The 24578-nt window shown below is 71.7% G+C and carries 23 protein-coding genes and 1 pseudogene; 20 read left to right on the plus strand and 4 right to left on the minus strand.

Annotation, left to right across the window (positions count from 1 at the left end):
• Nucleotides 1-96 precede the first annotated feature (96 nt).
• Nucleotides 97-3462: a molybdopterin-dependent oxidoreductase gene (locus tag VQ02_RS17335; protein ID WP_048445456.1), complete on the minus strand. Its 3366-nt coding sequence runs from the start codon at nucleotides 3460-3462 to the stop codon at nucleotides 97-99.
• Nucleotides 3463-3567: 105 nt separating this feature from the next.
• Here VQ02_RS17335 and VQ02_RS17340 point away from each other — a divergent pair, with 105 nt between their 5' ends.
• From VQ02_RS17340 to VQ02_RS17380, 9 genes are all read left to right on the plus strand, one after another.
• Nucleotides 3568-4266 carry a GntR family transcriptional regulator gene (locus tag VQ02_RS17340; RefSeq protein ID WP_245239763.1) on the plus strand — a complete coding sequence of 233 codons (699 nt, stop codon included), beginning with the start codon at nucleotides 3568-3570 and terminating at the stop codon, nucleotides 4264-4266.
• Between the two features lie 605 nt (nucleotides 4267-4871).
• Nucleotides 4872-5627, plus strand: a complete 756-nt coding sequence (locus VQ02_RS17345; RefSeq protein ID WP_048445457.1) for a FadR/GntR family transcriptional regulator — start codon at nucleotides 4872-4874, stop codon at nucleotides 5625-5627.
• Nucleotide 5628: 1 nt separating this feature from the next.
• A complete protein-coding gene (locus VQ02_RS17350) occupies nucleotides 5629-6531 on the plus strand; it encodes an NAD(P)-dependent oxidoreductase (protein WP_083469277.1) in 903 nt (300 codons plus the stop codon).
• A gap of 17 nt (nucleotides 6532-6548) precedes the next feature.
• Nucleotides 6549-7232, plus strand: coding sequence for an amino acid ABC transporter permease (locus VQ02_RS17355; RefSeq protein ID WP_048445458.1), 684 nt, complete (start codon nucleotides 6549-6551; stop codon nucleotides 7230-7232).
• A gap of 10 nt (nucleotides 7233-7242) precedes the next feature.
• A complete protein-coding gene (locus tag VQ02_RS17360) occupies nucleotides 7243-7911 on the plus strand; it encodes an amino acid ABC transporter permease (protein WP_048445459.1) in 669 nt (222 codons plus the stop codon).
• Nucleotides 7912-7928: 17 nt separating this feature from the next.
• Complete coding sequence (locus VQ02_RS17365; RefSeq protein WP_048445460.1) at nucleotides 7929-8681, plus strand: amino acid ABC transporter ATP-binding protein; 753 nt, start codon at nucleotides 7929-7931, stop codon at nucleotides 8679-8681.
• A gap of 48 nt (nucleotides 8682-8729) precedes the next feature.
• Nucleotides 8730-9521 carry a transporter substrate-binding domain-containing protein gene (locus tag VQ02_RS17370; protein ID WP_083469280.1) on the plus strand — a complete coding sequence of 264 codons (792 nt, stop codon included), beginning with the start codon at nucleotides 8730-8732 and terminating at the stop codon, nucleotides 9519-9521.
• A gap of 70 nt (nucleotides 9522-9591) precedes the next feature.
• Complete coding sequence (gene rpiB, locus VQ02_RS17375; RefSeq protein ID WP_048445461.1) at nucleotides 9592-10038, plus strand: ribose 5-phosphate isomerase B; 447 nt, start codon at nucleotides 9592-9594, stop codon at nucleotides 10036-10038.
• Nucleotides 10039-10115: 77 nt separating this feature from the next.
• Complete coding sequence (locus VQ02_RS17380) at nucleotides 10116-11033, plus strand: ribokinase (protein ID WP_048445462.1); 918 nt, start codon at nucleotides 10116-10118, stop codon at nucleotides 11031-11033.
• Between the two features lie 33 nt (nucleotides 11034-11066).
• Here VQ02_RS17380 and VQ02_RS17385 read toward each other — a convergent pair whose 3' ends face one another.
• Nucleotides 11067-12011 (minus strand): LysR family transcriptional regulator, encoded by a 945-nt coding sequence (locus VQ02_RS17385; RefSeq protein ID WP_245239764.1) that lies wholly within the window; start codon nucleotides 12009-12011, stop codon nucleotides 11067-11069.
• Nucleotides 12012-12280: 269 nt separating this feature from the next.
• On the opposite strand from VQ02_RS17385, the gene VQ02_RS17390 reads away from it, so the two are divergent.
• The 9 genes from VQ02_RS17390 to VQ02_RS17430 all read left to right on the plus strand — a co-directional run bounded on the left by VQ02_RS17390 (nucleotide 12281) and on the right by VQ02_RS17430 (nucleotide 21660).
• The gene (locus VQ02_RS17390; protein ID WP_048445463.1) at nucleotides 12281-13915 is read left to right on the plus strand and encodes a flavin-containing monooxygenase; all 1635 of its coding nucleotides are present in this window, start codon (nucleotides 12281-12283) and stop codon (nucleotides 13913-13915) included.
• A gap of 184 nt (nucleotides 13916-14099) precedes the next feature.
• Nucleotides 14100-15368, plus strand: a complete 1269-nt coding sequence (locus VQ02_RS17395; protein ID WP_048445464.1) for an ABC transporter substrate-binding protein — start codon at nucleotides 14100-14102, stop codon at nucleotides 15366-15368.
• A gap of 78 nt (nucleotides 15369-15446) precedes the next feature.
• Complete coding sequence (locus VQ02_RS17400; protein WP_048445465.1) at nucleotides 15447-16349, plus strand: branched-chain amino acid ABC transporter permease; 903 nt, start codon at nucleotides 15447-15449, stop codon at nucleotides 16347-16349.
• A gap of 1 nt (nucleotide 16350) precedes the next feature.
• The gene (locus tag VQ02_RS17405) at nucleotides 16351-17418 is read left to right on the plus strand and encodes a branched-chain amino acid ABC transporter permease (RefSeq protein WP_048445466.1); all 1068 of its coding nucleotides are present in this window, start codon (nucleotides 16351-16353) and stop codon (nucleotides 17416-17418) included.
• The gene (locus tag VQ02_RS17410; protein ID WP_048445467.1) at nucleotides 17418-18185 is read left to right on the plus strand and encodes an ABC transporter ATP-binding protein; all 768 of its coding nucleotides are present in this window, start codon (nucleotides 17418-17420) and stop codon (nucleotides 18183-18185) included. The genes VQ02_RS17405 and VQ02_RS17410 overlap by 1 nt, the downstream gene beginning before the upstream one ends.
• 2 nt (nucleotides 18186-18187) lie before the next feature.
• Nucleotides 18188-18901 (plus strand): ABC transporter ATP-binding protein, encoded by a 714-nt coding sequence (locus tag VQ02_RS17415; protein ID WP_048445468.1) that lies wholly within the window; start codon nucleotides 18188-18190, stop codon nucleotides 18899-18901.
• Between the two features lie 44 nt (nucleotides 18902-18945).
• The gene (locus tag VQ02_RS17420) at nucleotides 18946-19737 is read left to right on the plus strand and encodes an SDR family NAD(P)-dependent oxidoreductase (protein ID WP_048445469.1); all 792 of its coding nucleotides are present in this window, start codon (nucleotides 18946-18948) and stop codon (nucleotides 19735-19737) included.
• Between the two features lie 38 nt (nucleotides 19738-19775).
• The gene (locus VQ02_RS17425) at nucleotides 19776-20519 is read left to right on the plus strand and encodes an SDR family NAD(P)-dependent oxidoreductase (protein ID WP_048445470.1); all 744 of its coding nucleotides are present in this window, start codon (nucleotides 19776-19778) and stop codon (nucleotides 20517-20519) included.
• A 304-nt stretch (nucleotides 20520-20823) separates the two neighbouring features.
• Nucleotides 20824-21660 (plus strand): LysR substrate-binding domain-containing protein, encoded by an 837-nt coding sequence (locus VQ02_RS17430; RefSeq protein ID WP_245239765.1) that lies wholly within the window; start codon nucleotides 20824-20826, stop codon nucleotides 21658-21660.
• A gap of 180 nt (nucleotides 21661-21840) precedes the next feature.
• Here VQ02_RS17430 and VQ02_RS17435 read toward each other — a convergent pair whose 3' ends face one another.
• Nucleotides 21841-22416 carry a thiamine pyrophosphate-dependent enzyme gene (locus tag VQ02_RS17435; protein WP_048445471.1) on the minus strand — a complete coding sequence of 192 codons (576 nt, stop codon included), beginning with the start codon at nucleotides 22414-22416 and terminating at the stop codon, nucleotides 21841-21843.
• A gap of 32 nt (nucleotides 22417-22448) precedes the next feature.
• On the minus strand, nucleotides 22449-23003 hold the full coding sequence (locus tag VQ02_RS17440) for a thiamine pyrophosphate-binding protein (RefSeq protein ID WP_048445472.1): 555 nt from the start codon (nucleotides 23001-23003) through the stop codon (nucleotides 22449-22451).
• A 582-nt stretch (nucleotides 23004-23585) separates the two neighbouring features.
• Between VQ02_RS17440 and VQ02_RS39760 the strand changes: the two are divergent.
• A pseudogene (locus VQ02_RS39760) lies at nucleotides 23586-24083 on the plus strand (NAD(P)-dependent oxidoreductase); the annotation flags it as partial.
• Entirely contained in the window at nucleotides 24069-24509 is a 441-nt protein-coding gene (locus VQ02_RS39765) for an NAD(P)-dependent oxidoreductase (RefSeq protein WP_280818950.1), read from the plus strand. The pseudogene VQ02_RS39760 and the gene VQ02_RS39765, both read left to right, overlap by 15 nt.
• Nucleotides 24510-24578 lie beyond the last annotated feature (69 nt).

Below are 24578 nucleotides of genomic sequence, written 5' to 3' on the forward strand. Positions count from 1 at the left end.
CCGCCCCGACCTCCGCGGCGGGGCCGCCGCGGAGGTCGGGGCGGGGATGTGCTTCACGGTCAGCTCCTTCTCAGGCATCGGGCCCGGTCATCGGGCTCAGGCGTCGAGCACGCAGTCGGCCAGCGGGACGGCGCGGCAGGTCAGGCAGTGGTCGGAGGGGCCGTCGTAGGCGGCGAGGTGCGCCACCGCCCCGGCCTCGATCCGCACCTGGCAGCTCTCGCACTGGCCGGTGCGGCAGCCGCTCGGCAGGCGGAGCCCGGCTTTCTCGGCGGCGTCGAGCAGGGTTCCCGCGCCGGGCGACCAGAGGAAGTTCTTCCCGCTGCGGGCGAGGGCGACCGTTCGCGGCGCGAGGTCGGCCGGGACCTCCGTCCGGGCGGTGAACAGCTCGCTGGCGATGTCGTAGCGCGGCAGCCCCCAGGCGAGCAGGAGCGCGGTCGCGTCGGCCACGAAGGCGTCCGGGCCGCAGATGTAGGCGAGGGGGCGCCGGCCCGGAAAAAGCGGGCCTAAGTCGCGCAGGGCGCCGCGGCCGGCCAGATCGTAGTCCCGCCCTGGGACGTCCTCCGGGGCCGGCCGCGTGAAGACGTGCGTGGCGGCGAGGTTCGGCAGGCGGGACGCGAGCGCCCTCAGCCGGGGCCCGAAGGGATGGGCGCTCCCGTCGCGGCAGACGTAGACGAGCCGGATTGCCGCGGGGCGGGACGGCCCGCCGGCGCCCGCGAGCGCCTCGAGGTAGCTCACGAAGGGGGTGATGCCGATGCCGGCGGCGAGCAGGATGACGGGCCTGTCCCCGTCGAGGGGCGGCGTGAAGGTGCCCTGCGGCCCCTCCAGCATCAGGCTCGCGCCCGCCTCCAGGCCGTGGAGGTGCGTCGACATCCGCCCCGGAGCCGTGCCCGAGCCGACCAGCTTCACGGCGACCTCGTAGCGGTCGGGACGGCGATGCGGCCCGGTGAGCGAGTAGGACCGCGCCAGCCCGTCGCCCGTCGCCACGCGCACGTGCTGCCCGGGCCGGAAATCCGCGAGGGGACCGCCATCCGCCGGGGCAAGGGAGAGGGCGAGGACGTCCGCGGCCTCGCGCCGGATCTCCGCGACCGTGAAGGCGCGCCCGCCGCTCCACCAGCCCCGGCTGCGCTCCTCGTCCCGGGCGATCTCGCAGGCGACCGCGCGCAGCGGCACCGAGCCGCTCACCGGGTCCCGGCTCTCGTCCGAGAGCGCGTCGTTGACGTTCAGGGTGCCCGCCCCGGTGCTCGGGACGCGCGGCCGGCCGAGCGGCGGGCAATCCTCCCACCAGCCGAACTCCGCGATGACCACGTCGTCCGCCAGGGCCGGGTCGAGCCGGGCACGCAGGCGCGCCGTGCCGTGCGCCGTGCGCACCGTGATCCAGTCGCCGTCCCGAATACCGCGGGACGCGGCGGCGGCGGGGCTGATCTCGACGGCGGGATCGGGGGCCTTGCGGCGCAAGGAGGCGACGTGCCGGTGCGAGCTGTGCACGTACCAGCCCGACTTCGCGGTCGAGAGCCACAAGGGCAGCGCCGGGTCGCCCCCTCCCGCGGGCGGGACGTAGCCGGGCAGGGGAGGGTGGCCGTGCGCGAGCAGGAGCTCGGAGTAGAGCTCGGCCCGGCCCGTCGGCGTGGCAAAGCCCCTCGGCCTGCCGTCGGCGCCAGGGGCGGCGTACTTGCGCTCGGCGAAGGACTGCGGGACGCGGATGCCCTCCGGACGGGCGCGCAGATCCGCCACGGTGAGCCCGAGCGGCGCGAGCTGGTGGTTCCAGCCCGCCTCGACCGAGCCGCCGAAGAACGCGTCGGCGTGGCCGAGCCGGCAGGCGAGGTCGAACACGATGTCGTAATCCGCCCGCGTCTCGGCCAGGGCCGGGACCATGGCCTGGCGCAGCTGCACCAACTCGACGGCCTCCTGGGTGATCTCGAAGCCGACCCGCAGCGCCTCGCGCTCCCAGGGCATGCTGGCCGGGAGCACGATGTCGGCGTTCTCCGCCGTCGGGTTCAGGAACATGTCGACGTGGACGTGGAAGCCGAGCGCCCGCAGCGCGTCCCGGTTGCGCGACGACGCGCCTTGCGACACCACGATGTTCGAGCCGAAGCTCATCAGGGCCTCGACCCGGTAGGGCTCGCCCTCGATCACCGCGCGGGCGAAGTCGCGCGCCGTGATCCAGCCCCGGGCCGGCGGGCCGAGGGGAAGCGCGTCGAGGCCGAGGGCCTTGGCGCGCTGGTGCGGCGCCAGCAGCCCGTAATCGTTCACGCTCCGGGAGGGGGGCGCCACGGTCCACAGGTTGCCGCCGGCCCGGTCGTTCGCGCCCGTGAGCGCGTAGAGGGACGCGATCGCCCGCTCGGTCTGGGTCGCGTTGGTGTGCTGCCCGACCCCGGTCCAGGAATGATAGGCGAGGCGGGGCGATCCCTCGAACAGCGCGTAGAACCGGGCGAGGTCGTCGGGGTGAAGGCCTGTGATCCCCGCGACGTGCGCGGGCGTGTACGGCGCGGCCTCGCGCTCCAGGAGCGTCAGCGCGGTCGCGCAAGGGAGGGCGCGCCCGTCGCGCGCCCGCAGGACGTCCTCGCCCCGCAGCAGGATCGCGGGATCGTCGGGGCCCGACTCCGCCGGGCGCGGCCCGCCGGGGCCGAGCACCACGAAGGCGGAGTCCGAGCCGCCGTCCCACACGTCGCTCGCCCGGACGAAGCGCCCGGTGTCGCGGTCCACCAGGAAGGGAGCGTTGGTCCAGCGCCGCACGAAGGGCGCGTCGTACCGGCCGGTCTCGATCAGGTGCCGGATCGCCCCCATGGCGAGGGCCGCGTCGGTCCCGGGGCGGACGCGCAGCCACAGGTCCGCCTCCTCGCCCGAGCCGCCGCGCTTGGGATCGACCACCGCCACCGTCGCGCCGCGCCGGCGCGCGGCCGCGACCCGCGTCGCTTGGGCGAGCCAGGTCCGGGCCGGGTTGTGCCCCCACAGCACGATCGCGTCTGCCCGGTCGTAGTCGGCCGCCCCGATGCCGCGCCCGAACGTCAGGGCCTGCGCGTAGTCCTTGTGCCAGCCGCAGACCTCGACCGCGTAGATCAGGTTCGGGCTGCCGAAGACCCGGATGAACCGCTCCACCCACTCGAAGCTGTCGGCCATCGGCGTGCCGCTCGGCGTCGTCACCGCGAAGGCGACCGCCTCGGCGCCCCGGCGCGCCCGGATCTCACCGAGGCGGGCCGCGATCTCCGCCAGCGCCTCGTCCCAGGAGATCGGCACGAAGCCGGGATCCGGGTCGTGGCGCGGCCGCGTGCGCCGGAGCGGGACGGTGAGGCGCCGCGGGCTGCCGACCATCTCGGGCGCGGCCCGCCCCTTGGCACAGAGCGCGCTGCCGGTCGGATGGTCGGGATTCGGCCGCACGGCGACGAACCGGCCGTCCTCGACCACGTTGAGGGAGCCGCACCGCGAGCGGCAGAGCGTGCAGTAGCCCGCCTTGACCTCAGACATCCCGACCTCCCCCGTGGGTAGCGCGTCACGCACTAGTGTGAAGCGCGTGACGCGCTACTGCAAGCCGGCTCGTGGCGCGTATAAGAGGCAGCCGGAGGGTGAAGAATGGTCAGCCAGCACAGTGCCGCCGCAGCGCCGATGACCGCCGATGCCAACCTGCGCGAGCAGGTGCAGCAGCGCCTGCGCCTCGACATCGTGTCGGGGGAGATCGGGCCGGGCACCATCCTGTCCGTCCCGGGCCTCGCCCGCACGCTCGGCATCTCGACGACGCCCGTGCGCGAGGCCCTGCTCCAGCTCTCCGGCGACGGCCTGCTGCAGCCCCTGCGCAACCGCGGCTTCTGCGTCGTCGAGCCGACTTTGGACGACCTGCGCAACCTGTTCGAGGTCCGGCTGCAGCTCGAGACCTCCGCCTTCGTGAAGCTGGTGCGGTCCGGCCTCACGGACGTCGCGGAGCTCACGCGCCAGGCGGACGCGATCGCCCGGGCGGTGCGCACGCGCGACGTCCCGCTCTACCTCGCCGCCGACCGCGCCTTCCACCGGGAGCTGCTGGCCCGGGCCGGGAACGCGGTCCTGACCGGCATCGTGATGCGGCTGCGGGACACGATGAGGCTGTACGGGATCAACTCACCCGCCGGGCTGGCGCGTCAGGAAGAGTCGGTCCCCGAGCATTACCGCATCATCGCGCTGCTGCAGCAGGGGGATGAGGCCGAAGCGGCGGCGCTCATGCACAAGCACATCATGGATTGGGAGCCGATCTTCTCTGAATATCTCAGGGCGTCCGGTGATGTGACGAGCCGGGTGTGATCCGGAAAAGGAAGTAGGTGTCAGGATCTGCTTACTGTGAAGATCTATTAATTGAATTCATGCAGAAAATATTGATATATTTTGATTAATAACATATCATATTTTATTATGCGCAGGAACGGGGAGATATATCTAATTTTATTTGATAGTCTCAAGCTAAAATCGCGTCCGGCCCGCTGCCATCGCCCCGAGGCCACGGTACGCGATAGCAAGACATGGCCGCTCGCGCGCCGTGCACCGTCAAGCCCTTCCCCTTTCCCGGACGACTGGAGCAAAGCGGAAGGAGATCCGGGATCCAGGGGGAATGTGCCGCGAAGCGGCTCTGCATGTTGCAACGTTGCAGACAGACGGACGCTTCGCGACTTTTCGTGCTTGATCCCGGATCTCCCTCCGCTGCGCTCTAGTCGTCCGGGACAGGGGGAGGGGCTCATGACGGATCGTCCACCTGGCAGCATGGCCGCGCTGGTGTCGTGGATCATGCCGGAGGCCGAAGCCCCTGCGCCGGCCTCCGGGCCCCACCGGGCGATTGCGCAGGGAGGGGCGGCTTGACGCCCGCCGCCCTGGTCAGTATCTGGTCTGACCAAGGTATGAAAAACGTGATCGGGATGGATATCGCTCGCCCCAACGAGGGTCAGACCGGCTTCGAGCTCGTGTTCGCATTCCTGCGCGAGCGGTTGCTGGCCGGGTCCCTGCGCCCGGGCGACCGCCTGATCCCCGAGCGCGAACTCGCCGCCCAGCTCGGCGTCAGCCGCCCCATCGTCCGCGAGGCCCTGCGCGCGCTGAACGCCCTCGGGATCGTCGAGATCCGCGAGCGGTCCGGCACGGTGGTCCGCAAGCCGGACGTGACGGTCCTCAACGACTTCTTCGCCTTCGCCCTCGCGCAGCAGGACGGGATCGCCGACGACGTGATGCAGGCGCGCATCGCCGTCGAGTGCCAGTCGATCCGGCTCGCCTGCGCCAACGCCACCGTCGCCGACCTCGAGCGCCTGCAGCGCGGCCTGCAGCGCATCGTCGAGACGATCGACGACCATCAGGCGGGCGGCGAGGCCGACTACGCCTTCCACCGGGCGATCGTCACCGCGGGCGGGTCGGGCACGCTCGGCGTCCTGCACGACGCCATGGCGCACGTCCTGATGCGCTCGCACGTCGCGCGCCGCGCGCTGGTGCAGGTCGTCACGCCGATGCGGGCCTACCTCATCGAGGACCACCGCCGGATCTTCGAGGCGATCGCGGCCCGGGACCCGGCCCGGGCGGACGCCGTGCTGCGCGAGCACTTCGCGATCGGCGACGAGTTCCGCCGCCAGGCGGCGATGGTCGGCTCCGCCCCGGCGGGTGCCGCCGGTCGGTCAGGGAGGGAATGACGTGTCGGACAACGAGGGCACCGCCTGCGTCGGCTTCATCGGGCTCGGCACGATGGGCCGCGAGATGGCGCGCAACCTTCTCAAGGCGGGCTTCGCGGTGCGGGCCTACGACGTGCGCCCGGAGGCGGTGAGCGAACTCGCGGCGGAGGGCGCCGTCGCGGCGACGAGCCCGGCCGACGCCGCTCGGGGCGCGGCGGTCGCCGTGACGATGCTGCCCGACACGCCGCACGTCGAGGCGGTGGTCTACGGCGAGCACGGCCTCCTGAAGGCGCCCCCGGCCGGCCGGATCATCGTCGACATGAGCACGATCTCGCCCGTCGCCGTCCGGCGCATGGCGGCGGATCTCGCCGCCGTCGACGTCGCCTTCCTCGACGCCCCGGTCTCGGGCGGTCCGGTCGGGGCGAGGAACGCCGCCCTCTCGATCATGGTCGGCGGCGCCGCCGACGCCTTCGCGACGGCCCAGCCCGTCTTCCGCGCCATGGGCACCACGATCACCCATGTGGGCGCCCCGGGGGCGGGACAGGCGGTGAAGCTGTGCAACCAGCTCGTCTGCGGCATCAACATCCAGGCGATCTGCGAGGCGCTGGCGCTTGCCCGCGCCTCGGGCGTCGACCTCGACCAGCTGCGGCACGTGCTGCTCGGCGGCTCGGCGGCGTCGTGGATGCTCGACCGGCTCGGCCCCCAGATGATCGCCGGCGACGCCTCGGCGGGCTTCCGCATCGACCTCATGCTGAAGGACCTGCGCCTCGTCCTCGAGCAGGCCGGCGCCCTCGACGTCCCGCTTCCGGCGACCGCGCTCGTCACGAGCCAGTACGTCGAGGCGCGCGCGCACGGCGAGGGGACGAACGGCAACCAGGCCCTGTTCCGCGTCTACGACCGCATGACCGGCCGGACGGCGGGCTGACGACGGGAGCGCCGGCGGTGGCCCTCAACCTCGATTTCGGCGCCGTTCTCGAGCGCTGGCCCAGCTTCCTCGACGGCGCGCTGCTCACCCTGCAGCTCGCCGGCGTGGCGACGGTCGTGGGCGGTGCACTGGGCGGCGTCGCGGCGATCGGGCGGCGCAGCCGCTACCCCGCGATCCGGCGGCTGTGCGAGGTCTACGTCGAGGCGATCCGCAACACGCCGCTCCTTGTCCAGATATTCCTCGTCTATTTCGGCCTCGCGAGCCTCGGCTTCAAGTTCTCGGCCGTCACCGTCGCGGCGCTCGCCCTCACCATCAACGTCGGCGCCTACACCACCGAGATCGTGCGCGCCGGGCTCGACGCGATCCCCCGCGGCCAGATCGAGGCGGCCGAGGGGCTCGCCCTGACGCGGGCGCAGATCTACCGCCACGTCGTGCTGCTGCCGGCGATCGAGCGCGTCTATCCCGCCCTCACGAGCCAGTTCGTGCTCCTGATGCTCGCCTCGTCGGTGACCTCGCAGATCTCCGCCGAGGAGCTGACCGCGGTGGCCAACTACATCCAGTCCGACACCTACCGGGCGTTCGAGACCTACATCGTCGTGGCCCTGTTCTACGTCGCACTCTCGTTCCTGATGCGCGGCGGCTTCTGGGCTTTGAGCCTGGTGCTGTTCCCGCGCCGTCGGCGCCTCGGCACCCCGCTGTGAGGCGCATCCGATGAACGGCTCCCTCAACGCCAACCACCTGCTCTTCCTCGCCCAGGGCGCGCTCTGGACGGTCGGGCTCTCGCTGATCGCCCTCGTCGGCGGCGGCGCCCTCGGCTTCGCGATCGCGCTCTGCCGCGTCTCGGGCCTGCGTGCGGTGCGCCTCGCGAGCGGCGCCTACGTCCAGCTGATCCAGGGCACGCCGCTCCTCGTCATCATGTTCCTGACGTATTTCGGCCTGCCGCCGCTCGGCTTCAGCGTGTCGCCGCTCGCGGCGGCCGGCGCCTCGCTCACGATCTACGTCGGCGCCTATCTGGGCGAGATCTGGCGCGGCGCGATCCAGTCCGTGCCGCGCCCGCAATGGGAGGCCGCCGAGGGCCTCGCCCTCTCCCGCACCCAGCGCATGGCGAAGGTTATCCTGCCCCAGGCCGTCCGCATCGCGACCCCGCCGACGGTCGGCTTCATGGTGCAGATCGTGAAGAACACCTCGCTCGCCTCCGTCGTCGGCTTCGTGGAGCTGGCCCGGGCGGGCCAGATCATCAACAACGCGCTGTTCGAGCCCTTCCTGATCTACGCGATCATCGCGGTCGCGTACTTCGCCCTGTGCTTCCCGCTGTCGCGCCTCAGCCAGCGCCTCGAGCGCCGCAGCGGACGCGGGCGCACCACCCTCATGCCGGCCTGACGGAGATGACGCGCGCCATGCACACCTCTCCGCCCGCGACCCCGGACGCCGTCGTCACCCTGCGCGACGTCCACAAGAGCTTCGGGCCCCTCAAGGTGCTCGACGGGGTGTCCTTCGAGGTGCCGCGCGGGACGGTGACGGCGATCATCGGCCGCTCGGGCTCGGGCAAGTCCACGGCCCTGCGCTGCATCGACCGCTTCGAGACGATCGACCGGGGCGAGATCCGGGTCTGCGGCCACGCCGTCCACGATCCGGCCCTCGACCTGCGGCGCCTGCGCCAGGACGTCGGCATCGTCTTCCAGAGCTACAACCTGTTTCCGCACCTCACCATCGAGGAGAACATCACCCTCGCGCCGACCGCGGTGAAGGGCCTGGCCCGCGCGGAGGCCCGCGCCCGCGCCGCCGAGGTGCTCGCGAAGGTCGGGCTCGGCGACAAGCTCCAGGCCTATCCCGAGCAGCTGTCCGGCGGGCAGCAGCAGCGGGCCGCGATCGCCCGCTCCCTCGCCATGCAGCCGAAGGTGATGCTGTTCGACGAGGTGACCTCGGCCCTCGACCCGGAGCTGACCGGCGAGGTCCTGCGGGTCATCGAGGCGCTCGCCGCATCGGGCATGACGATGGTCATGGTCACGCACGAGATGGGGTTCGCCCGCGGCATCGCCGACGAGGTGGTGTTCATGCATCGCGGCCGGGTCCACGAGCGGGGCCCCGCCGCGATGCTGGCCGCCCCGACCACCCCGGAGCTCGCCCAGTTCGTGGGCTCCGGCCTTTGAACCAAGAACCATGACGCCAACAACGACAACGCAACCTGGGAGATGATCATGGGACGCCCGCTCCTCGCCGCACTCGTCGCGGCCGCCACGCTCGCCGGGTCGCACGGCGCCGCCCGCGCCGACCTCCTCGACGATGTCACGAAGGCCAAGAAGATCCGGGTCGCCACCGACCTCGCGATCCCGCCCTCGGGCATGATCGACGCGAACCTGAAGCCCGTCGGCTCGGACGTCGAGACCGCACAGCTCCTCGCCAAGGACCTCGGCCTTGAGCTCGAGTTCGTCCAGACGACCGGGGCGACCCGCATCCCGAACGTCCAGACGAACAAGGCCGACCTCATCATCTCGACGCTCTCCGTCACCCCCGAGCGCGCGAAGGTGATCGACTTCACCAAGCCCTACGCGGCGCTGCAATCGGTCGTCGGCTGCCTGAAGTCGCTGGAGGCGAAGGACTGGCCCGACCTGAAGGGCAAGACGATCGCGGTGTCGCGCGGGACGACGCAGGACACCGCGCTCAGCAACATGCGGGACCGCGACCTGCGCCTCTCGCGCTACGAGGACGACGCGACGATGGTGACCGCGGCGGTGTCGGGCCAGGCGGACTGCGTCGCGACCTCGGCCACGATCGTCAACCAGATCGGCGCGAAGAACCCCGCCCGCGCCTTCGAGCCGAAGGTGCCGATCACGACGTTCGACCTCGCGATGGGCGTCCGCAAGGGCGAGGCGCGGTTCGTCGAGGCGCTCAACGCCTGGATCGTCACCAACCTCAAGAACGGCAAGCTCAACGCGATCTACAAGAAGTATCACGGCGCCGACCTGCCGCCCGAGATGCGCGGCTCGTGACGCGGCGCCTGCCGGCCAACCTCGACCGCGGCGGCAAGGCCGCGGTCCGCCACCAACGGAGCGAAGTGACATGCGGCTCGTGATCGGATCGGACCATGCCGGCTGGATGCTCAAGGGAGCCGTGGTCGACCACGTGCGCGCCCTCGGGCACGAGGTCATCGACGTCGGCTCGTTCGACGACCAACCCGTCGACTTCCCCGACATCGCCCGCGAGGTCGCCCGCAAGGTGACCTCGGGCGAGGCCGATCGCGGCCTCATGGTCTGCGGCACCGGCGTCGGCGCCTCGATCGCGGCGAACAAGATGAAGGGCATCCGCGCCGCGGTGTGCCACGACATCCACTCGGCGCACCAATGCGTCGAGCACGACGACGTCAACGTCATGTGCATCGGCGCCCAGATCGTCGGGCCCTGGCTCGCCAAGGACCTGATCGCCTCCTACCTCCAGGCCGAGTTCTCCACCGACGCGGATTTCCGCCGCCGGGTCGAGAAGCTGCACGCCATGGACGCCGAGGGCTGAGCATCGGTTCCGCCGGCCGCGACGGCCGGCGCAAGAGATGGCTCCAGACAAGACACGGTTCCAGGGAGGACGTGACGATGATCGTCGTCTTCGGCTCGATCAACGTCGATCTCGTGGCCGAGGTCGCGGCGATCCCGTGCCCGGGCGAGACGGTGCTGGCGCCGGGCTACGCGACCCTGTTCGGCGGCAAGGGCGCGAACCAGGCGGTCGCGGCGGCGCGGGTCTCGGCGCCGAGGCGGGTGGCGATGGTCGCCCGCGTCGGCGACGACGCCTTCGGCCGGATGTGCCGGGACAACCTCGCCGCCAACGGGGTCGACGTCGCCGGCGTGACCACCGGCCCCGAGGCGACGGGCTGCGCCTTCATCACGGTGGACGCGCAGGGCGAGAACGCCATCACCGTGGCGAGCGGCGCCAACGCCGCGCTCGGCGAGGCCGCGTTCCCGGAGGACGCCGCGCTAACGACGCTGATCCTCCAGATGGAGGTGCCGCTCGCCGCCTGCTTGAGCGCGGCGCGGCGGGCGCGGGCGGCGGGCGGGCGCGTGGTCTGGAACCTCGCGCCCGTGCCCGCAACCCTCGATCCGGGCGACCTGCGCGCGCTGCTGGCCGTGACGCACGTCCTCGTCGTCAACGAGCACGAGGCCCGCGCCGCGGCCGCATGCCTCGGACGGCCGGAGGCCGACGGCGAGGCCGCCGCCGGGCTCCTGGCCGAGGCGGGCGGGGTGACCTGCGTCGTCACGGCGGGCGCCCGCGGGGCATTCGCGGCCCACCCGGACGGCACGCGGATCGCGGCCGCCGCGGCGCCGATCCGGCCGGTCGACACGACGGGGGCGGGCGATACCTTCGTCGGCATCCTCGCCGCCGCCCTCGACGACGGACGCGCCTGGCCGGCGGCTCTGGCCCGGGCCTGCCGGGGGGCGTCCCTGGCCTGCCTCGCTCCCGGCGCGCAGGCGGCCATGCCGAATGCGCAGACGCTGGATTCCGGCGAGGCCGGCTGAGCCCCGATCGCCTCCGCCGCCCGGCTGGCGTGGTCAGGCCCTCGTGCCGCTCCGCTCCGCCGCATCGCGCTGCCAGGCGGGGGGCTCCTGCGAGAAGGCGTCCTCCAGGAAGTCGAGGAAGACGCGGATCCGCTGGGTCAGGTGGCGGCGGCCGTTGTAGAGGGCGTAGATCGGGTCGGCGACGCCGCTGTGGCGGTCGGCGAGCAGCTCGACGAGCCGGCCGGCGCGCAGGTCGTCGACGATGTGGAACTCGGCGAGCCGCACGATCCCGGCCCCGGCCCGGGCCATGGCGAGCAGCATCTGGCCGGTATTGGCGGCGACGCTCCCGGTCGGCTTGAGCCGGCGTGCGGCCCCGGCCTCGTCGCGGACGCTCCAGATGCTCCAGGGCGCGGTCGAGGGGAAGTTCAGGCACTCGTGGGCCGCGAGGTCGGCCGGGCCCCGCGGGATCCCGCGGGCCTCCAGGTAGGACGGGGCGGCACAGATGATCCAGCGCGTGCTGGCGAAGCGGCGCGCGACGAGCGAGGAATCGGCGAGCTCTCCGACGTGGATCGCCACGTCGATGCCGCCGTCGAGCAGGTTGCCGGGCTCCATGCTGAGGACGAACTCGAGCTGCAGGGCCGGATGCAGGCGGCGGAAGACCGGGACGAGCGGCGCGAGCTGATGCGTCGCGAAGGTCGGCATCGAGCGGATGCGCAGGGTGCCCTGCGCCGCCCGGCCGCCGAGCACGGACGCCTCCGCGTCCTCGACCGCCTCGATCGCTCGCAGGGCCGAGGTGTAGAACGCCTCCCCCTCCGCCGTCAGCGTGACGGTGCGGGCCGCCCGGTTGAACAGCGTCACCCCGAGCCGGTTCTCCAGCCGCCCGATCAGCTTGCTCACGGCCGAGGGCGTCATGGTCAGGCTGCGGCCGGCGGCCGAGAAGCCGCCGTCCTCCACCGCCCGCACGAAGACCAGCATTTCCCCGAACCGGTTCATGACCATGCGAGTCTGGCCGTTCCTGTGAAGACGTTTCACATGTGGTTCGCAGTATGGGAAATGGAGGTTGCGTCCGCAACGCGTTAGCCTCGACCGGCGCGGGCCTGCGAAGGTCCGGTCCGAGGATCCGAGCCCCGCGCGCGACGGTCACGCCATGACCGCCGCGGCTCCGCGAGGGCGGGGGACGATCCGGTCCGGCCGGGTCCCCTGCGACGCACCAACGAGACGGACCGCGCCCCGCCATGGGGACGATGTCCGACCAGGGAGAGGACGCCATGGGGAATCCGCGCGCGGAGACCATCGAGGCTGAGTCGGTTCGCCGCTACGACGCGATCATCGTCGGGGCCGGCTTCTCCGGCCTGTACCAGCTGCACCTGCTGCGCGACCGGCTCGGGTTGTCGGTGCGGGTGCTGGAGGCGGCCGATGGCATCGGCGGCACCTGGTACTGGAACCGCTATCCCGGCGCGCGCTGCGATTCCGAGAGCTACTACTATTCCTACTCGTTCTCGCGCGAGCTCGAGGACGAGTGGGAGTGGAGCGAGCGCTACCCCGAGCACGGCGAGATCCGGCGCTACCTCGACCACGTCGCCGACCGCTTCGACCTGAGGCGCGACATCCAGCTTGAGACCCGCGTGACGGGCGCGGCCTACGACGAGGCGCAGAACCGCTGGACCGTCACGACGGAGAGCGGCGAGCGCGTCCAGGCGCAGTTCCTCATCACCGCCGTCGGCTGCCTCTCGACCGCGAACGTGCCGGCGATCCCCGGCCTCGAGACCTTCGCCGGCGCCTGGTACCACACCGGCCGCTGGCCGCATGACGGCGTCGACTTCACGGGCAAGCGGGTCGGGCTGATCGGCACCGGCTCGACCGGCATCCAGGCGGCGCCGGTCATCGCCGAGCAGGCGGCCCACCTCACGGTCTTCCAGCGCACCGCCAACTACAGCGTGCCGGCCCGCAACGGCCCGATGGACGACCGCTTCAAGGCCTGGGTGCGGGAGAACTCCGCCGAGCTGCGCCGCAAGGCCCGGGAGGCGACGAACGGCCATCCGTTCGACTTTCACGACCGCTCCGCCCTCGACGTGTCGCCCGAGGAGCGCGAGGCGATCTACGAGGCGGCCTGGGAGCGGGGGGGCTTGCGCTTCCGCGCCGCCTTCCGCGACATCCTCCTCGACCCGGACGCCAACGAGACCGCCTCGGAGTTCATCCGGGCGAAGATCCGCAGCATCGTCAAGGATCCGGAGACGGCGGAGACGCTCACGCCGCGCGACCACCTGTTCGCGACCAAGCGCCCCCCGATCGACACCAACTACTTCGAGACTTTCAACCGCGACAATGTCCGCCTCGTCAACCTCAAGGCGGCGCCGATCGAGGCGATCGTGCCGGAGGGCGTGCGCACAAGGGACGCGACCTATCCGCTCGACATCATCGTCTTCGCCACCGGCTTCGACGCTCTGACCGGCCCGCTGCTCAAGCTGAACCTCCGCGGCCGCGACGGGATCGCGCTCCAGGACGTGTGGGCGGCGGGTCCGCGCAGCTATCTCGGCCTGCAGGTCCCGGGCTTCCCGAACCTGTTCACCATGACAGGGCCGGGCAGCCCCTCGGTGCTCACCAACATGCCGGTGGCGATCGAGCAGCATGCCGAGTGGATCGCGGGCTGCATCGCCCACCTGCGCGAGCGCGGGCTCGAGCGGATCGAGGCGACGCCGGAGGCGGCCGAGACCTGGGGCGCGGCGGTCAACGAGGCCGCCTCGGCGACGCTGCTGCCGATGGCGAGCAGCTCATGGTACCTCGGCGCCAACGTGCCGGGCAAGCCGCGGGTGTTCATGCCCTATGCCGGCGGCATGGCGCGCTACCGCGGCATCTGCGAGGACGTCGCGGCGCAGGGCTACGACGGCTTCGCCCTGCGCTGAGGCCGCCCGCCGCGCGGGCGCGGGGCGTGTGCCGGAGGCATCCGGACGCCCTCATCCTCGACATCCATTGACTCCCCTCCGGCCTTGCCGGAGGATCGACGAGAAAGCCGACGGACAATACAGAACAGCCGGCACAAACCCAGGGCGAAAACGCTCGGGCCATAAGATCAGGGATGGGAACCAGATGGGCACGAACTCGGTCAGCGGCCGCGCGCCATCGCGCCGGCAGGTGTTGGGCGGATTGGCGGCGGGCGCCGCGATCACGGGCTTCCCGCACATCGCGGGCGCCCAGGCCAAGGCGATCCGGGTCGGGATGCCGACCATCCTGTCGGGCCGCGTCGCGATCCTCGGCACGTCGAGCCGGGCCGCGGTGCAGCTCGCCTTCCGGCAGATCAACGAGGCCGGCGGCATCGGCGGGCGCACGCTGGAGCTGGTCGACCGCGACTCCAAGGGCCGCCCCGACGAGGCCGCCAAGGTGACCCGCGACCTCATCAACAACGACGGCTGCGAGATCATCATCGACGGCGAGGCCTCCTCCGGCGCCTTCGCGGTGCACGAGGTGATCCGCGACCTGCCGGTCCTGTGCCTGCACACCTGCTCGGAGACCTCCTCGCTCTCCGCCGACCCGAAGCTGCACGTCAAGACCGCGTTCCGCTGCGCCCGCCAGGGCATCCACGACGCGGTGGCGGGCAGCACCTACGCGGCGCGGATCGCCAAGCAGAAGGGGCTGAAGCGCTGGATGACGTGCTCGCCCGACTACGCCTACGGCCGCGACAACACCGCCGAGTTCCTCGAGTTCGCCAAGCTGTTCGAGCCCTCGATCGAGACCGTCGACCAGGTCTGGCCGAAGCTCTTCGCCCCGGACTACACCGAGAGCATCACCAAGATCCTGCAGACGAAGCCGCAGGCGGTGTACTCGGCCCTGTGGGGCGGCGACCTCGTCGCCTTCATCGAGCAGAGCAACCTCTACCGCCTGTTCGCCAACGTCGCGATGTTCTCCGGCGGCCTCGGCGACCCGCCGGTGCTGACCGCGATCAAGCAGCTGCCGCCGGGGCTCAACACCGCCTACCGCTACAACCGCACCTACCCGGCAAAGCCCGCCAACACCGCCTTCGCCGACGGCTTCGCCAAGATCGCGGGCCACGAGCCGACGAACTGGGCGTGGCAGACCTATCTCGGCTGCCTGTTCGTCGCCGAGGCGCTCAAGCGCACCGGCGGCCGCACCGAGGGCGCGAAGCTCGCCTCGGAGCTGAAGGGCATGGCGGTGGCCGCCCCCTTCGCGGTCGGGGAGACGATCACCATGCGCGACAGCGACCACACGATCGTCGGCTATCCCGTCGCCTGGGGCCGCACCGTGCCCAAGGCCCCCTTCGTCGAGGACTTCTCGGACGTCGACTGGGGGAAGATCGTCGAGCTCGAGACGCAGTGGAAGAAGGGCAAGGGCTACGCCTGAGGCGGCCCTGACCCGACCCCGTCGCGGCGGCAGCGCCCGCTGCCGCCGCCCCGATCCTCACGTCCGGGGAGAACCGCCTTGAATCTCGAGGCTCTCGTCGACTGCCTGTCCTCGGCATCGTGCGCGGTCACCCAGGTCTCGACCGGGCTGATCGTCGGGATGCTGCTTTTTCTCGTCACCTCGGGCCTGTCCCTGATCTTCGGGGTGCTCGGCATCATCAACTTCACCCACGGCGCCTTCTACATGCTGGGCGCCTACTTCGCCTTCACGGCCTACGCGCTGAGCGGGAGCTTCCTCGCCGCGATGGCCGCGGGCGCGGTCGGGGTCGGGCTGTTCGGGATGGCGTTCGAGCGCCTCATCATGAGCCGCGTCTACGGCCGGGACATCCTGATGCAGCTCCTCGTCTGCTACGCGATGATCCTGATCCTCGACGACGGCGTGAAGCTCCTCTACGGCGGCGAGTACCGCATGATGGGCATGCCCGACGCCTTCGCCCTGCCGCCGGTCGAGATCGCCGGCGGCTTCGTGCCCGGCTACTACCTGTTCATGGTCGGCATCGCGCTCGCGGCCGGCCTCGCCCTCTGGCTCGGCATCAACGGGACGCGGCTCGGCAAGATCGTGCGGGCGCTCGCGATCAACCCGCAGATGGTCGGGGCGCTCGGCATCAACACCACGCTCCTCTACGCCGGCGTGTTCGGCCTCGGCAGCCTGCTCGCCGGCCTCGCCGGGGCGCTCGCGGCGCCGATCCGCACCCTGACGCCCGGCATGGGCCTGTCGATCCTGATCGAGAGCTTCATCGTGACGGTGATCGGCGGCATGGGCTCGATCGCCGGGGCCTTCCTCGCCGCCCTGCTCATCGGCTTCACCCGCGCCTTCGGGGCGATCGGCTTCCCGCTCTTCGTCGACGGGATGATGTTCGCCCTGATGGCGCTGGTGCTCATCGTCAAGCCGAGCGGCCTGCTCGGACGGGAGGCCGCCTGACATGCGCGTCAGCCTCATGCGGGTCAGTCCTTTGCGCGCCGGCCTCGCCCGCGACGTCGCCGTCGCCGTTGCGGGCCTCGCCCTGCTCCTCGCCCTGCCGATGCTGTTTCCGCAGCCGGCCCTGCGCGACTTCCTGATCTACTTCTTCGCCTACGGCCTCTTGGCGATGTCGCTGAACCTGCTCGTCGGGCTCACCGGCCTCGTCTCGTTCGGGCACGCCGCCTACTTCGCCACCGGCGCCTACGCGTTCGGGCTCCTGATGCAGTCCGGCCTGGTCTCGATCCCGGTCGCGGCGCTCGCGGCGGTCGGCGGCACGGCGCTCGTCGCCCTGGTCATCGGGGCGATCTGCGTGCGGCTCAAGGAGATCTACTTCTCCTTCATCACGCTCGCCTTCCAGATGTTCATCCACAGCGTCATCGTGACCTGGGTGAGCCTGACCGGCGGCGACCAGGGCCTGCGCGGCGGCATCCCGCGCCCGCCGATCCTCGGCCTCGACCTGAACGACGCGCGGGTGCTCTACGGGACCTGCGCGGTGGTGTTCGTGCTCTGCATCCTGGCGATGCGGCAGGTCGCGCAGTCGCCCTTCGGCTACACGCTGCGGATGATTCGAGACAACCCGGCGCGGGCGAACTTCCTCGGCGTCGACGTGACCGCGATGAAGCTCGGCATCTTCGTCTTCGCGGCGGCGATGGCGAGCGTCGGCGGCCTCATCCTGGCGCTGTTCGTCTCCGGCGCCTACCCGGAATTCGCCTTCTGGACGACCTCGGGCGAGGCGATCTTCATGATCATGCTCGGCGGCATGAAGGTCTTCCTCGGCCCGCTCGCCGGCACGCTGCTGCTCCAGACCCTCAACCACTACGTGACGATCTACACCGAGCATCACGGCCTGGTGCTCGGGACCGTCATCCTGGTGATCGTCCTGGGGCTCCGCCGCGGTCTCGCCGACGTCCTGTACGACTGGCTGCAGGCCCGCCGCGCCCGCCGGGCGGCCGCCTCCGACCCGGTTCCCGGAAGCTTCGAGCCCGCGCCCCTCGCCGACGGCGCCCTCATCAAGGGCAGGACGGTGTGATGCTGCGCGTCGAGCACCTCTCGAAGTCCTTCGGCGGCGTGCGCGCCACGCGGGACGTCTCTATCGACTTTCCCACTGGCTCGCTGACGGCGATCATCGGGCCGAACGGCGCCGGCAAGACCACCTTCTTCAACCTGATCTCGGGCCATGTCCGGCCGGACGAGGGCCGGGTGCTGTTCGACGGCGCCGACATCGTCGGGCTCTCGAGCTTGGAGGTGGTGCGCCGCGGCATGGCGCGGGCGTTCCAGGTCGCCTCGCTGTTCCCGAGCCTCACGGTCCGCGAGGCGCTCACCGCGGCGGTGGTCTCCCACCTGCGCGCCTCGGGCCGAGTGCTCTCGCGCTTCCCCGTCGCCGCCGCCGGCCGCCGGGCGGACGAGATCATGGACCTGCTCGGGCTCGACCCGAAGGCGGACGTCCTCTCGGCCAACCTCTCGCACGGCGACCAGAAGCTCCTCGACATCGGGCTCGCCCTCGCGATGGACCCGAAGGTGCTCCTCCTCGACGAGCCCACCGCCGGGATGGGGTCCGAGGAGCGCTGGCGCATGATCGGCAAGGTCCACCGGCTGTGGGAGGTCACGGGCATGACCGTGCTGTTCATCGAGCACGACATGGACATCGTCTTCAAGATCGCCCAGACGATCCACGTCCTGAAGTACGGCGCCGTCCTGGCGCAAGGAACCCCGGACGCGATCCGGCGCAACCAGGACGTGATCGACGCCTATCTCGGCACCGATCATCGCCTCTCCGAGACCGTCGGGGAGGCGTGAGCATGGCCGCCCCGATGCTCGAGGTGCGCGGCGCCGACGTCTTCTACGGCACCAGCCAGATCCTGTTCTGCCTCGACCTCAGCGTCGAGAAGGGCCAGACGATGGCGCTGCTCGGCCGCAACGGCGCCGGCAAGAGCACCACCTTCAAGGCAATCGCCGGCATCGTCCCGCCGCGGCGGGGCGAGGTCGTGCTCTCGGGCGAGACCGTCTCGGGACGGGCGCCCTACCGCATCGCCCGGGCCGGCATCGGCTACGTGCCGGAGGACCGGCAGGTCTTCCCCGAGCACACCGTCGAGGACAACCTGATCGTCGGCGCCAAGCGCGGGCCGCAGGGCGAGGGCCACTGGACGCTGACGCGCATCTACGAGGTCTTCCCGCTCTTGGCCGGCATGCGCACCCGCACGGCCGGGCGCCTCTCGGGCGGCGAGCAGCAGATGCTCACCATCGCCCGTGCGCTCATGGGCAATCCCGACGTGCTGCTCCTCGACGAGCCGAGCGAGGGCCTGGCGCCGATCATCGTCCAGGCGATCGGCGGCCTGATCCGCTCCTTGCGCGGCATGGGCGTCACGATCCTGCTCGCCGAGCAGAACATGCACTTTTGCCTCGACATCGCCACCCACGCGACGATCGTCGACAAGGGGCAGGTCGTCTACCGCGCGCCGGTCGCGGAATTGCGCGGCAACACGGCGATCACGCAGCGCTACCTCGCGGTCTGAGCCTCGCGGGGACCGGACCGATCGGCCGACAACAGGAGACGGACATGGAGCGGGACGAGGGACGGGGCCGGGTCGCCCTGGTGACCGGCGGCGCGAGCGGGATCGGGCTCGCCGTCGCGGGCGTGCTGGCCGGGCGCGGCTGGCGCACCGTCATCTCGGACATCGACGCCGCGCGCGCCCGGGAGGCCGCCGGACCGATCGGCGCCGAGGCGGTGCCGTTCGACGTGGTCGACGAGGCGGCGACGGAGGCGGCCTTCGCGGAGATCGAGGGCCGGATCGGCCCCGTCGAGGCGCTCATCGCCAATGCCGGGCTGATCCAGCCCGGGGGCCGGCCGGAGGACCTCCCGCTCGCCGAGTTCGACCGCATCATCGCGGTCAACCTGCGCGGCGTCTACGTGTCGTGCCTCGCCGCCGGGACCCGGATGGCCAGGCGCGGCCGGGGCGGCATCGTGATCACCGGCTCGGTCACCGCGTGGCGCACCGCGCCGCTCCACGCCTACGCGCCCTCGAAGGCGGCGGTGGTCCACATGGCGGCCTGCCTCGCCGCCGAGTGGGGGCGCTCGGGCGTGCGGGTGAACGCCGTCTCGCCGGGCTACGTCGCCACCCCGCCGCTCCAGGCCGCGATCGACCGCGGCCAGCGCGATCCGCGCCTCCTCACCGATGCGGCGGCTTTGGGCCGCCTCGTCGAGCCGGTCGAGATCGGCCGCAGCGTCGCGTTCCTGCTCTCGGACGACGCCGCGGCCATCACCGGCATCAACCTGCCGGTGGATGCGGGCTGGCTCGCGGGCTCGCACCTCACGACCTATGGCGGCCTGCGACCGGCCCGGGAGCCCTGAGCGCCGCCGCGCGACCGACGGGAGGATGCTTTCGCGCCATGACGCCATCGAAGACTTCGCCGTTCGACCTGACGGGCCGGCGCATCGTGATCTCGGGTGCGGCCGGCGGCATCGGCAGCGCCACCGCGCGGCTCTGCGCCGAGCAGGGCGCCCGCCTCGTCCTCGCCGACCGGCTGGCGCCCGAGGAGATCCGCGACCGCGTCGGCGCCGCGGTCGCGGGCGCCGCCGAGATCCACAGCCTCGACACCGGCTGCCGGCGGGCCGTGACCGCGCTCGCCGCGGAGGTCGGCCCGGTCTACGGGCTGATCGACACCGCCGCCATCGCGCCGGCGGACGACTGGATGGCCGAGGACTGGGACGCGGCCCTCGACGCGGTCATCCGGGCCAACGTCAAGGGACCGATCAACCTCACCCGCGCCTTCCTGCCCGGCATGCAGGCGGCCGGGGAGGGGCGCATCGTCCTGTGCGGCTCGGTGGCCGGCTGGATGGGCGGCATCCGCTCGGGGCCGCACTACGCCTTCTCGAAGGGCGGCATCCACGCCTTCGTGCGCTGGCTCTCCCGCCTGGGCGCCCCGCACAACGTGCTCGTCAACGGCATCGCCCCGGGCCCGGTCGAGACCGCGATGACGGAAGGCAAGGGCTACGACCCGCAGGCCTATCCCCTCAAGCGCATGGCGCGGCCGGAGGAGATCGCCGCCACCGCGGTGTTCCTGTGCGGCGCCGGAAGCGGCTACGCGACGGGCGCGATCTTCGACGTCAACGGCGGGACCCACTTTCACTGAGGACCGGACCGGCGGGCCTGGGGCGCCGGCAGGCAGGGATCCGCGCGTCCCGCTCGAAGAGGCCGACGACGATCATGGAACTCCGCTTCCTCCGGGCCTTCCACGCCGTCGCGGAACTCGGGAGCCTGAGCAAGGCCTCGGACCTGCTCCGCATCGGGCACCCGCCCTCAGCCGGCAGATCAAGCTGCTCGAGCACGAGCTCAAGGCCGAGCTCTTCCTGCGCAACGGGCGCGGGATGATCCTGACGAGCGCGGGGCAGCTGCTTCTCGAGCGCAGCCTGAGCCTCGTCCGGCAGATCGAGCAGGTGCGGGACGACCTGCAGTCGCTGGACAAGGTGCCCTCCGGCGCCGTCGTTCTCGGGATGGTCCCGACGGTGAGCGCGGTGCTGTCGGCGCGGGTCGCGCGCCGCGCCGTGTCCGATCTGCCCAACGTCGCGCTGCGGATCGTGGAGAGCTACGGCGGCCACCTGGTGGAGTGGCTGCATCGGGGCACGGTCGACCTGTCGATCATCTACGGACCCGCCGTCGACTGGCATCTCGACGTCGAGACCCTGGGCCGCGACGAGCTCGTGGCGGTCGGCCCGAAGGGGTCGGGCCTCGCGGCGCGCGCGCCCGTCGAGCTCAGCTGGCTCATCGGCCAGAAACTGGCCCTGCCGAGCCACTCGCACGGGCTGCGCATGCTCGTGGAGCGAGCGGCGGAGCGCAAGCGATTGCGGGTCGACGTCGTCGTCGAGGCCGATTCCTTCCGGGTCCTGACGAACATCGTCGAGGAGGGGATCGGCTACACGATCCTGCCGCCCTCGGCGATCCATGCCGAGATCCAGCAGGGCTCCCTCGAGATCGCCGCGTTCTCACCTCCGAGCATCACGCGCGAGGTCGTCCTGGCCTCGGCGACCGCGAAGCCGAGCTCGTGCGTGCCGAGATCGCCGCGCTCGTGCGCGAGGAGCGCTGGCAGCTCCTGCCCGAGCGGGCGCCGCAGCCCCGGGAATCGCGGGTCAAGACCCCATCGGCTTGATCGCGCTCGCTGCCGGTGGGGTCGGCCGCTGGCTTGCCCGCCACCGCAAGGTCAGCTGCTGCAGGGCCGCGTTGTCGGGACGATCTATCTCGCGCTCGGCGCTCGGCTGGCCCGGCAAGAGCGGTGAGGCAAGCCACTGGCCTGCCGGATCGGAGGCCGCAGAGGGCCGCAAGGTGCCCCTCGCAACGCCAAGCTGACCGTTTTCGACCCAGGAGCGGCCCCGGGTGCTCTACGAGCGGGTGCCGCCCTCCATCCTTGATATTGTCGCGTGTTCCCTCAACGGGCAGGCGCGCCGGCGGACGAGGCCCTACGACACGGCGAACCCGAGATGCCCCCGAAACCGGTTCTTCAGGTAGGCGCCGTCGCGCGGCGGCAGCGCTCGCTCGACGTGGCCGGTGGCGATGCGCACCCGGGCGAAGCGGGGTCCGCCGGAGGTCTTCGCCAGCTCCGGCCGGTACGCCTGGAGCCCGGCCTCGTCCGAGATCTCGGTGGTGTTCTCGAATCCGCACGCGCGGGCGACCCGATCCAGCCGGACGCCGAGGCCCGAATGGCTGAGCTGCATGCCGGTCTCGCCGTAATGCCCGTTGTCGAGGACCACGATCGTGAGATTGCCGGGTCGGGCCATCGCGACCGTCATCAGCGCGCCCGTGCCCATGATCTGCTCGCCGTCGCCGGTCACCACCACGACGGGCCGGGAGGCTTGCGCCTGCGCGAGCCCGAGGCCGACGATCGCGGCGCCGCCCATCGCCCCCCAGAGATAGAAGTTACCGTCGTGGTCGCCCGCGTCGAACACGTCGTAGCTCGGCGAGCCGAGGCCGGTCACGACGAGGAGGTCGCGGCGGTCGGCCAGGAGGGTTCTCGCGGCCTGGCGGCGATCGAGCATCCCAGCAGTCTCCGACGTCCCTTGCCCCGACATCACTTGCCCTCCACCCACTTCTTGCGCCCGAGCATGCGCTGGGAGATCAGCACGGCGACCTGCTGATCGCCGTCGAAGGCCAGTGCCGCGGCCGCGGCGACGACCTCGCCCGCCTCCTCCGGCCGCTCGAGCCGCAGGATCGTGACGCCCATCGCCGCGAGCGCTGCGCTCGTCCCCCGCCCCATCGGGATCTGCCACGGGTTGAACTCGGCCCACTCGCCCCGCATCGTGACGAGCGTCAGGAGCGGGATGCGGCAGCTCGCCGTCAGCGACAGCATGTTGATGCAGTTGCCGACGCCGCTCGACTGCATGAGCAGCACGGCGCGGGCGCCGCCGAGCCAGGCGCCCGCCGACAGCGCGATGCCCTCCTCCTCGGTCGTGAGGACCGTCGTGCGCACGCCCTCGTCCTCGTGCAGCGACCGGATCAGCCGTGCGTGGCCGGCATCCGGGACGTAGGAGGCCTGGGTCACGTGCGCCTCGCGCAAGGTGCGATAGATCGCGAGCGGCCAGTCCGGGCCGGCCCCGGTCGCGGCGCTGGGTGGGGAAGCGGTCATCGTCATCTCCGGCCGGACCCCGCGGCGAGGCTCGCCTGGGCGGCGCGCGGGTGTCGTCGCATGATCGGGGGAGCGGACCGTCTGCGGCCGCGGCACCGACGTTCGCCCGAGATGTGCGCGCCGACCGGGCCGGGCGCACTTTCAATTTCGGCATATCCGCTCTCACGGATTTCGAATTCGCCGCCGCCGGCCGCCTTGTAGGATTGCGGTCTGCCGGGACCGGCGCACCCGTCACGTCTCCGCCACGGCGAGGGACGGGGGAGCCCGACGGTCAGCTGCGGGGACGAGATCATGAACGTCCACAGGAACCTGATCGCGGGAGAGTGGGTCGGGAGCGTCGACGTCCTGCCGAACGTCACCCCGTCCGATACCACCGACGTCGTCGGCGAGTACGCCTGCGCGTCCCGCGAGCAGGTCGCGGCGCCGCGTCGCTCCCGTGTCGGCGCGCACCACGACGCAGCTGCGCGCCGATCCGCTGTTCAGGATCTCGTCCGAGCTCGTCGAGCGCCGCGACGAACTCGGCGAACCGCTGGCACGTGAGGAAGGCAAGACCAGAACGGCAAGCAACAAAGCAAGACGGCCAGCAAGACATTCAGGGAGGGACGCATGGACATGGTGGGGTTCGTCGGGCTCGGCCGCATGGGCCGGCCCATGGCATCCAACCTCTGCCGCAAGGGCTTCCGGCTCGTCGTGAACGACGTGAACCCGGCCGCGATGCAGGAACTCGAGAGCCTGCAGGCGCGCTCCGCCGCCAGCGCGGCCGAGGTCGCGGCGCAATCCGCAATCATCATCACGATGCTGCCGAACTCCGCGGTGGTGCGCGAGGTGGTTGGCGGGCCCGACGGCATCCTGGCCCACGCCGGGCCCGGCGCGCTCGTCATGGACATGAGCACGGTCTCGCCGGAGACCACGGACGACCTCGCGGCGCAGGCCCGGTCGCGCGGGATCGCCTTCGTGGACGCGCCGGTCGGGCGCCTGGCGAGCCACGCCGACCGCGGCGAGTCGCTGTTCATGGTCGGCGCCGCGGATGCCGATTTCGCGCGGGTCAAGCCGCTCCTCGACGGCATGGGCTCGACGATCTTCCATTGCGGCCCGGTCGGGTCCGGCACGCGGACGAAGCTCGTCAACAACTACCTCGCGGTGACGTCCTGCCAGCTCAACGCCGAGGCCCTGGCCCTGTCGCAGCGCCTCGGCCTCGACCTCGGGCGCACCCTCGACGTCCTGTACGGCACCACGGCGGTCAACGGGCAGCTGAAGATCGCCTGGCCCGCCAAGGTCCTGGCCGGCGACGTCGAGCCGGGCTTCACGATCGACCTCGCGCACAAGGACCTGAGCCTCGTCAGCGAGGCGGCCCACGCCGCGCAGGTGCCGATGCCGGTCCTGGCCGCCGCCCGCGAGGCGTTCTCGACCGCCCGGGCGCGCGGATTCGGGAGCAAGGATTTTTCCGCGATGGTGGATGCGCTCTGCGACCTCGCCGGGATCGAGAAGCCGCGCCTGCGCACCTGACCGAACGCCGACAGCCCGTGACCATGCCAACGACGCCGGCGGCCTCGACGCCGCACGGTCGATCAGGGA

The organism is Methylobacterium variabile (assembly GCF_001043975.1).
GTDB classification, from domain to species: Bacteria; Pseudomonadota; Alphaproteobacteria; order Rhizobiales; family Beijerinckiaceae; genus Methylobacterium; species Methylobacterium variabile.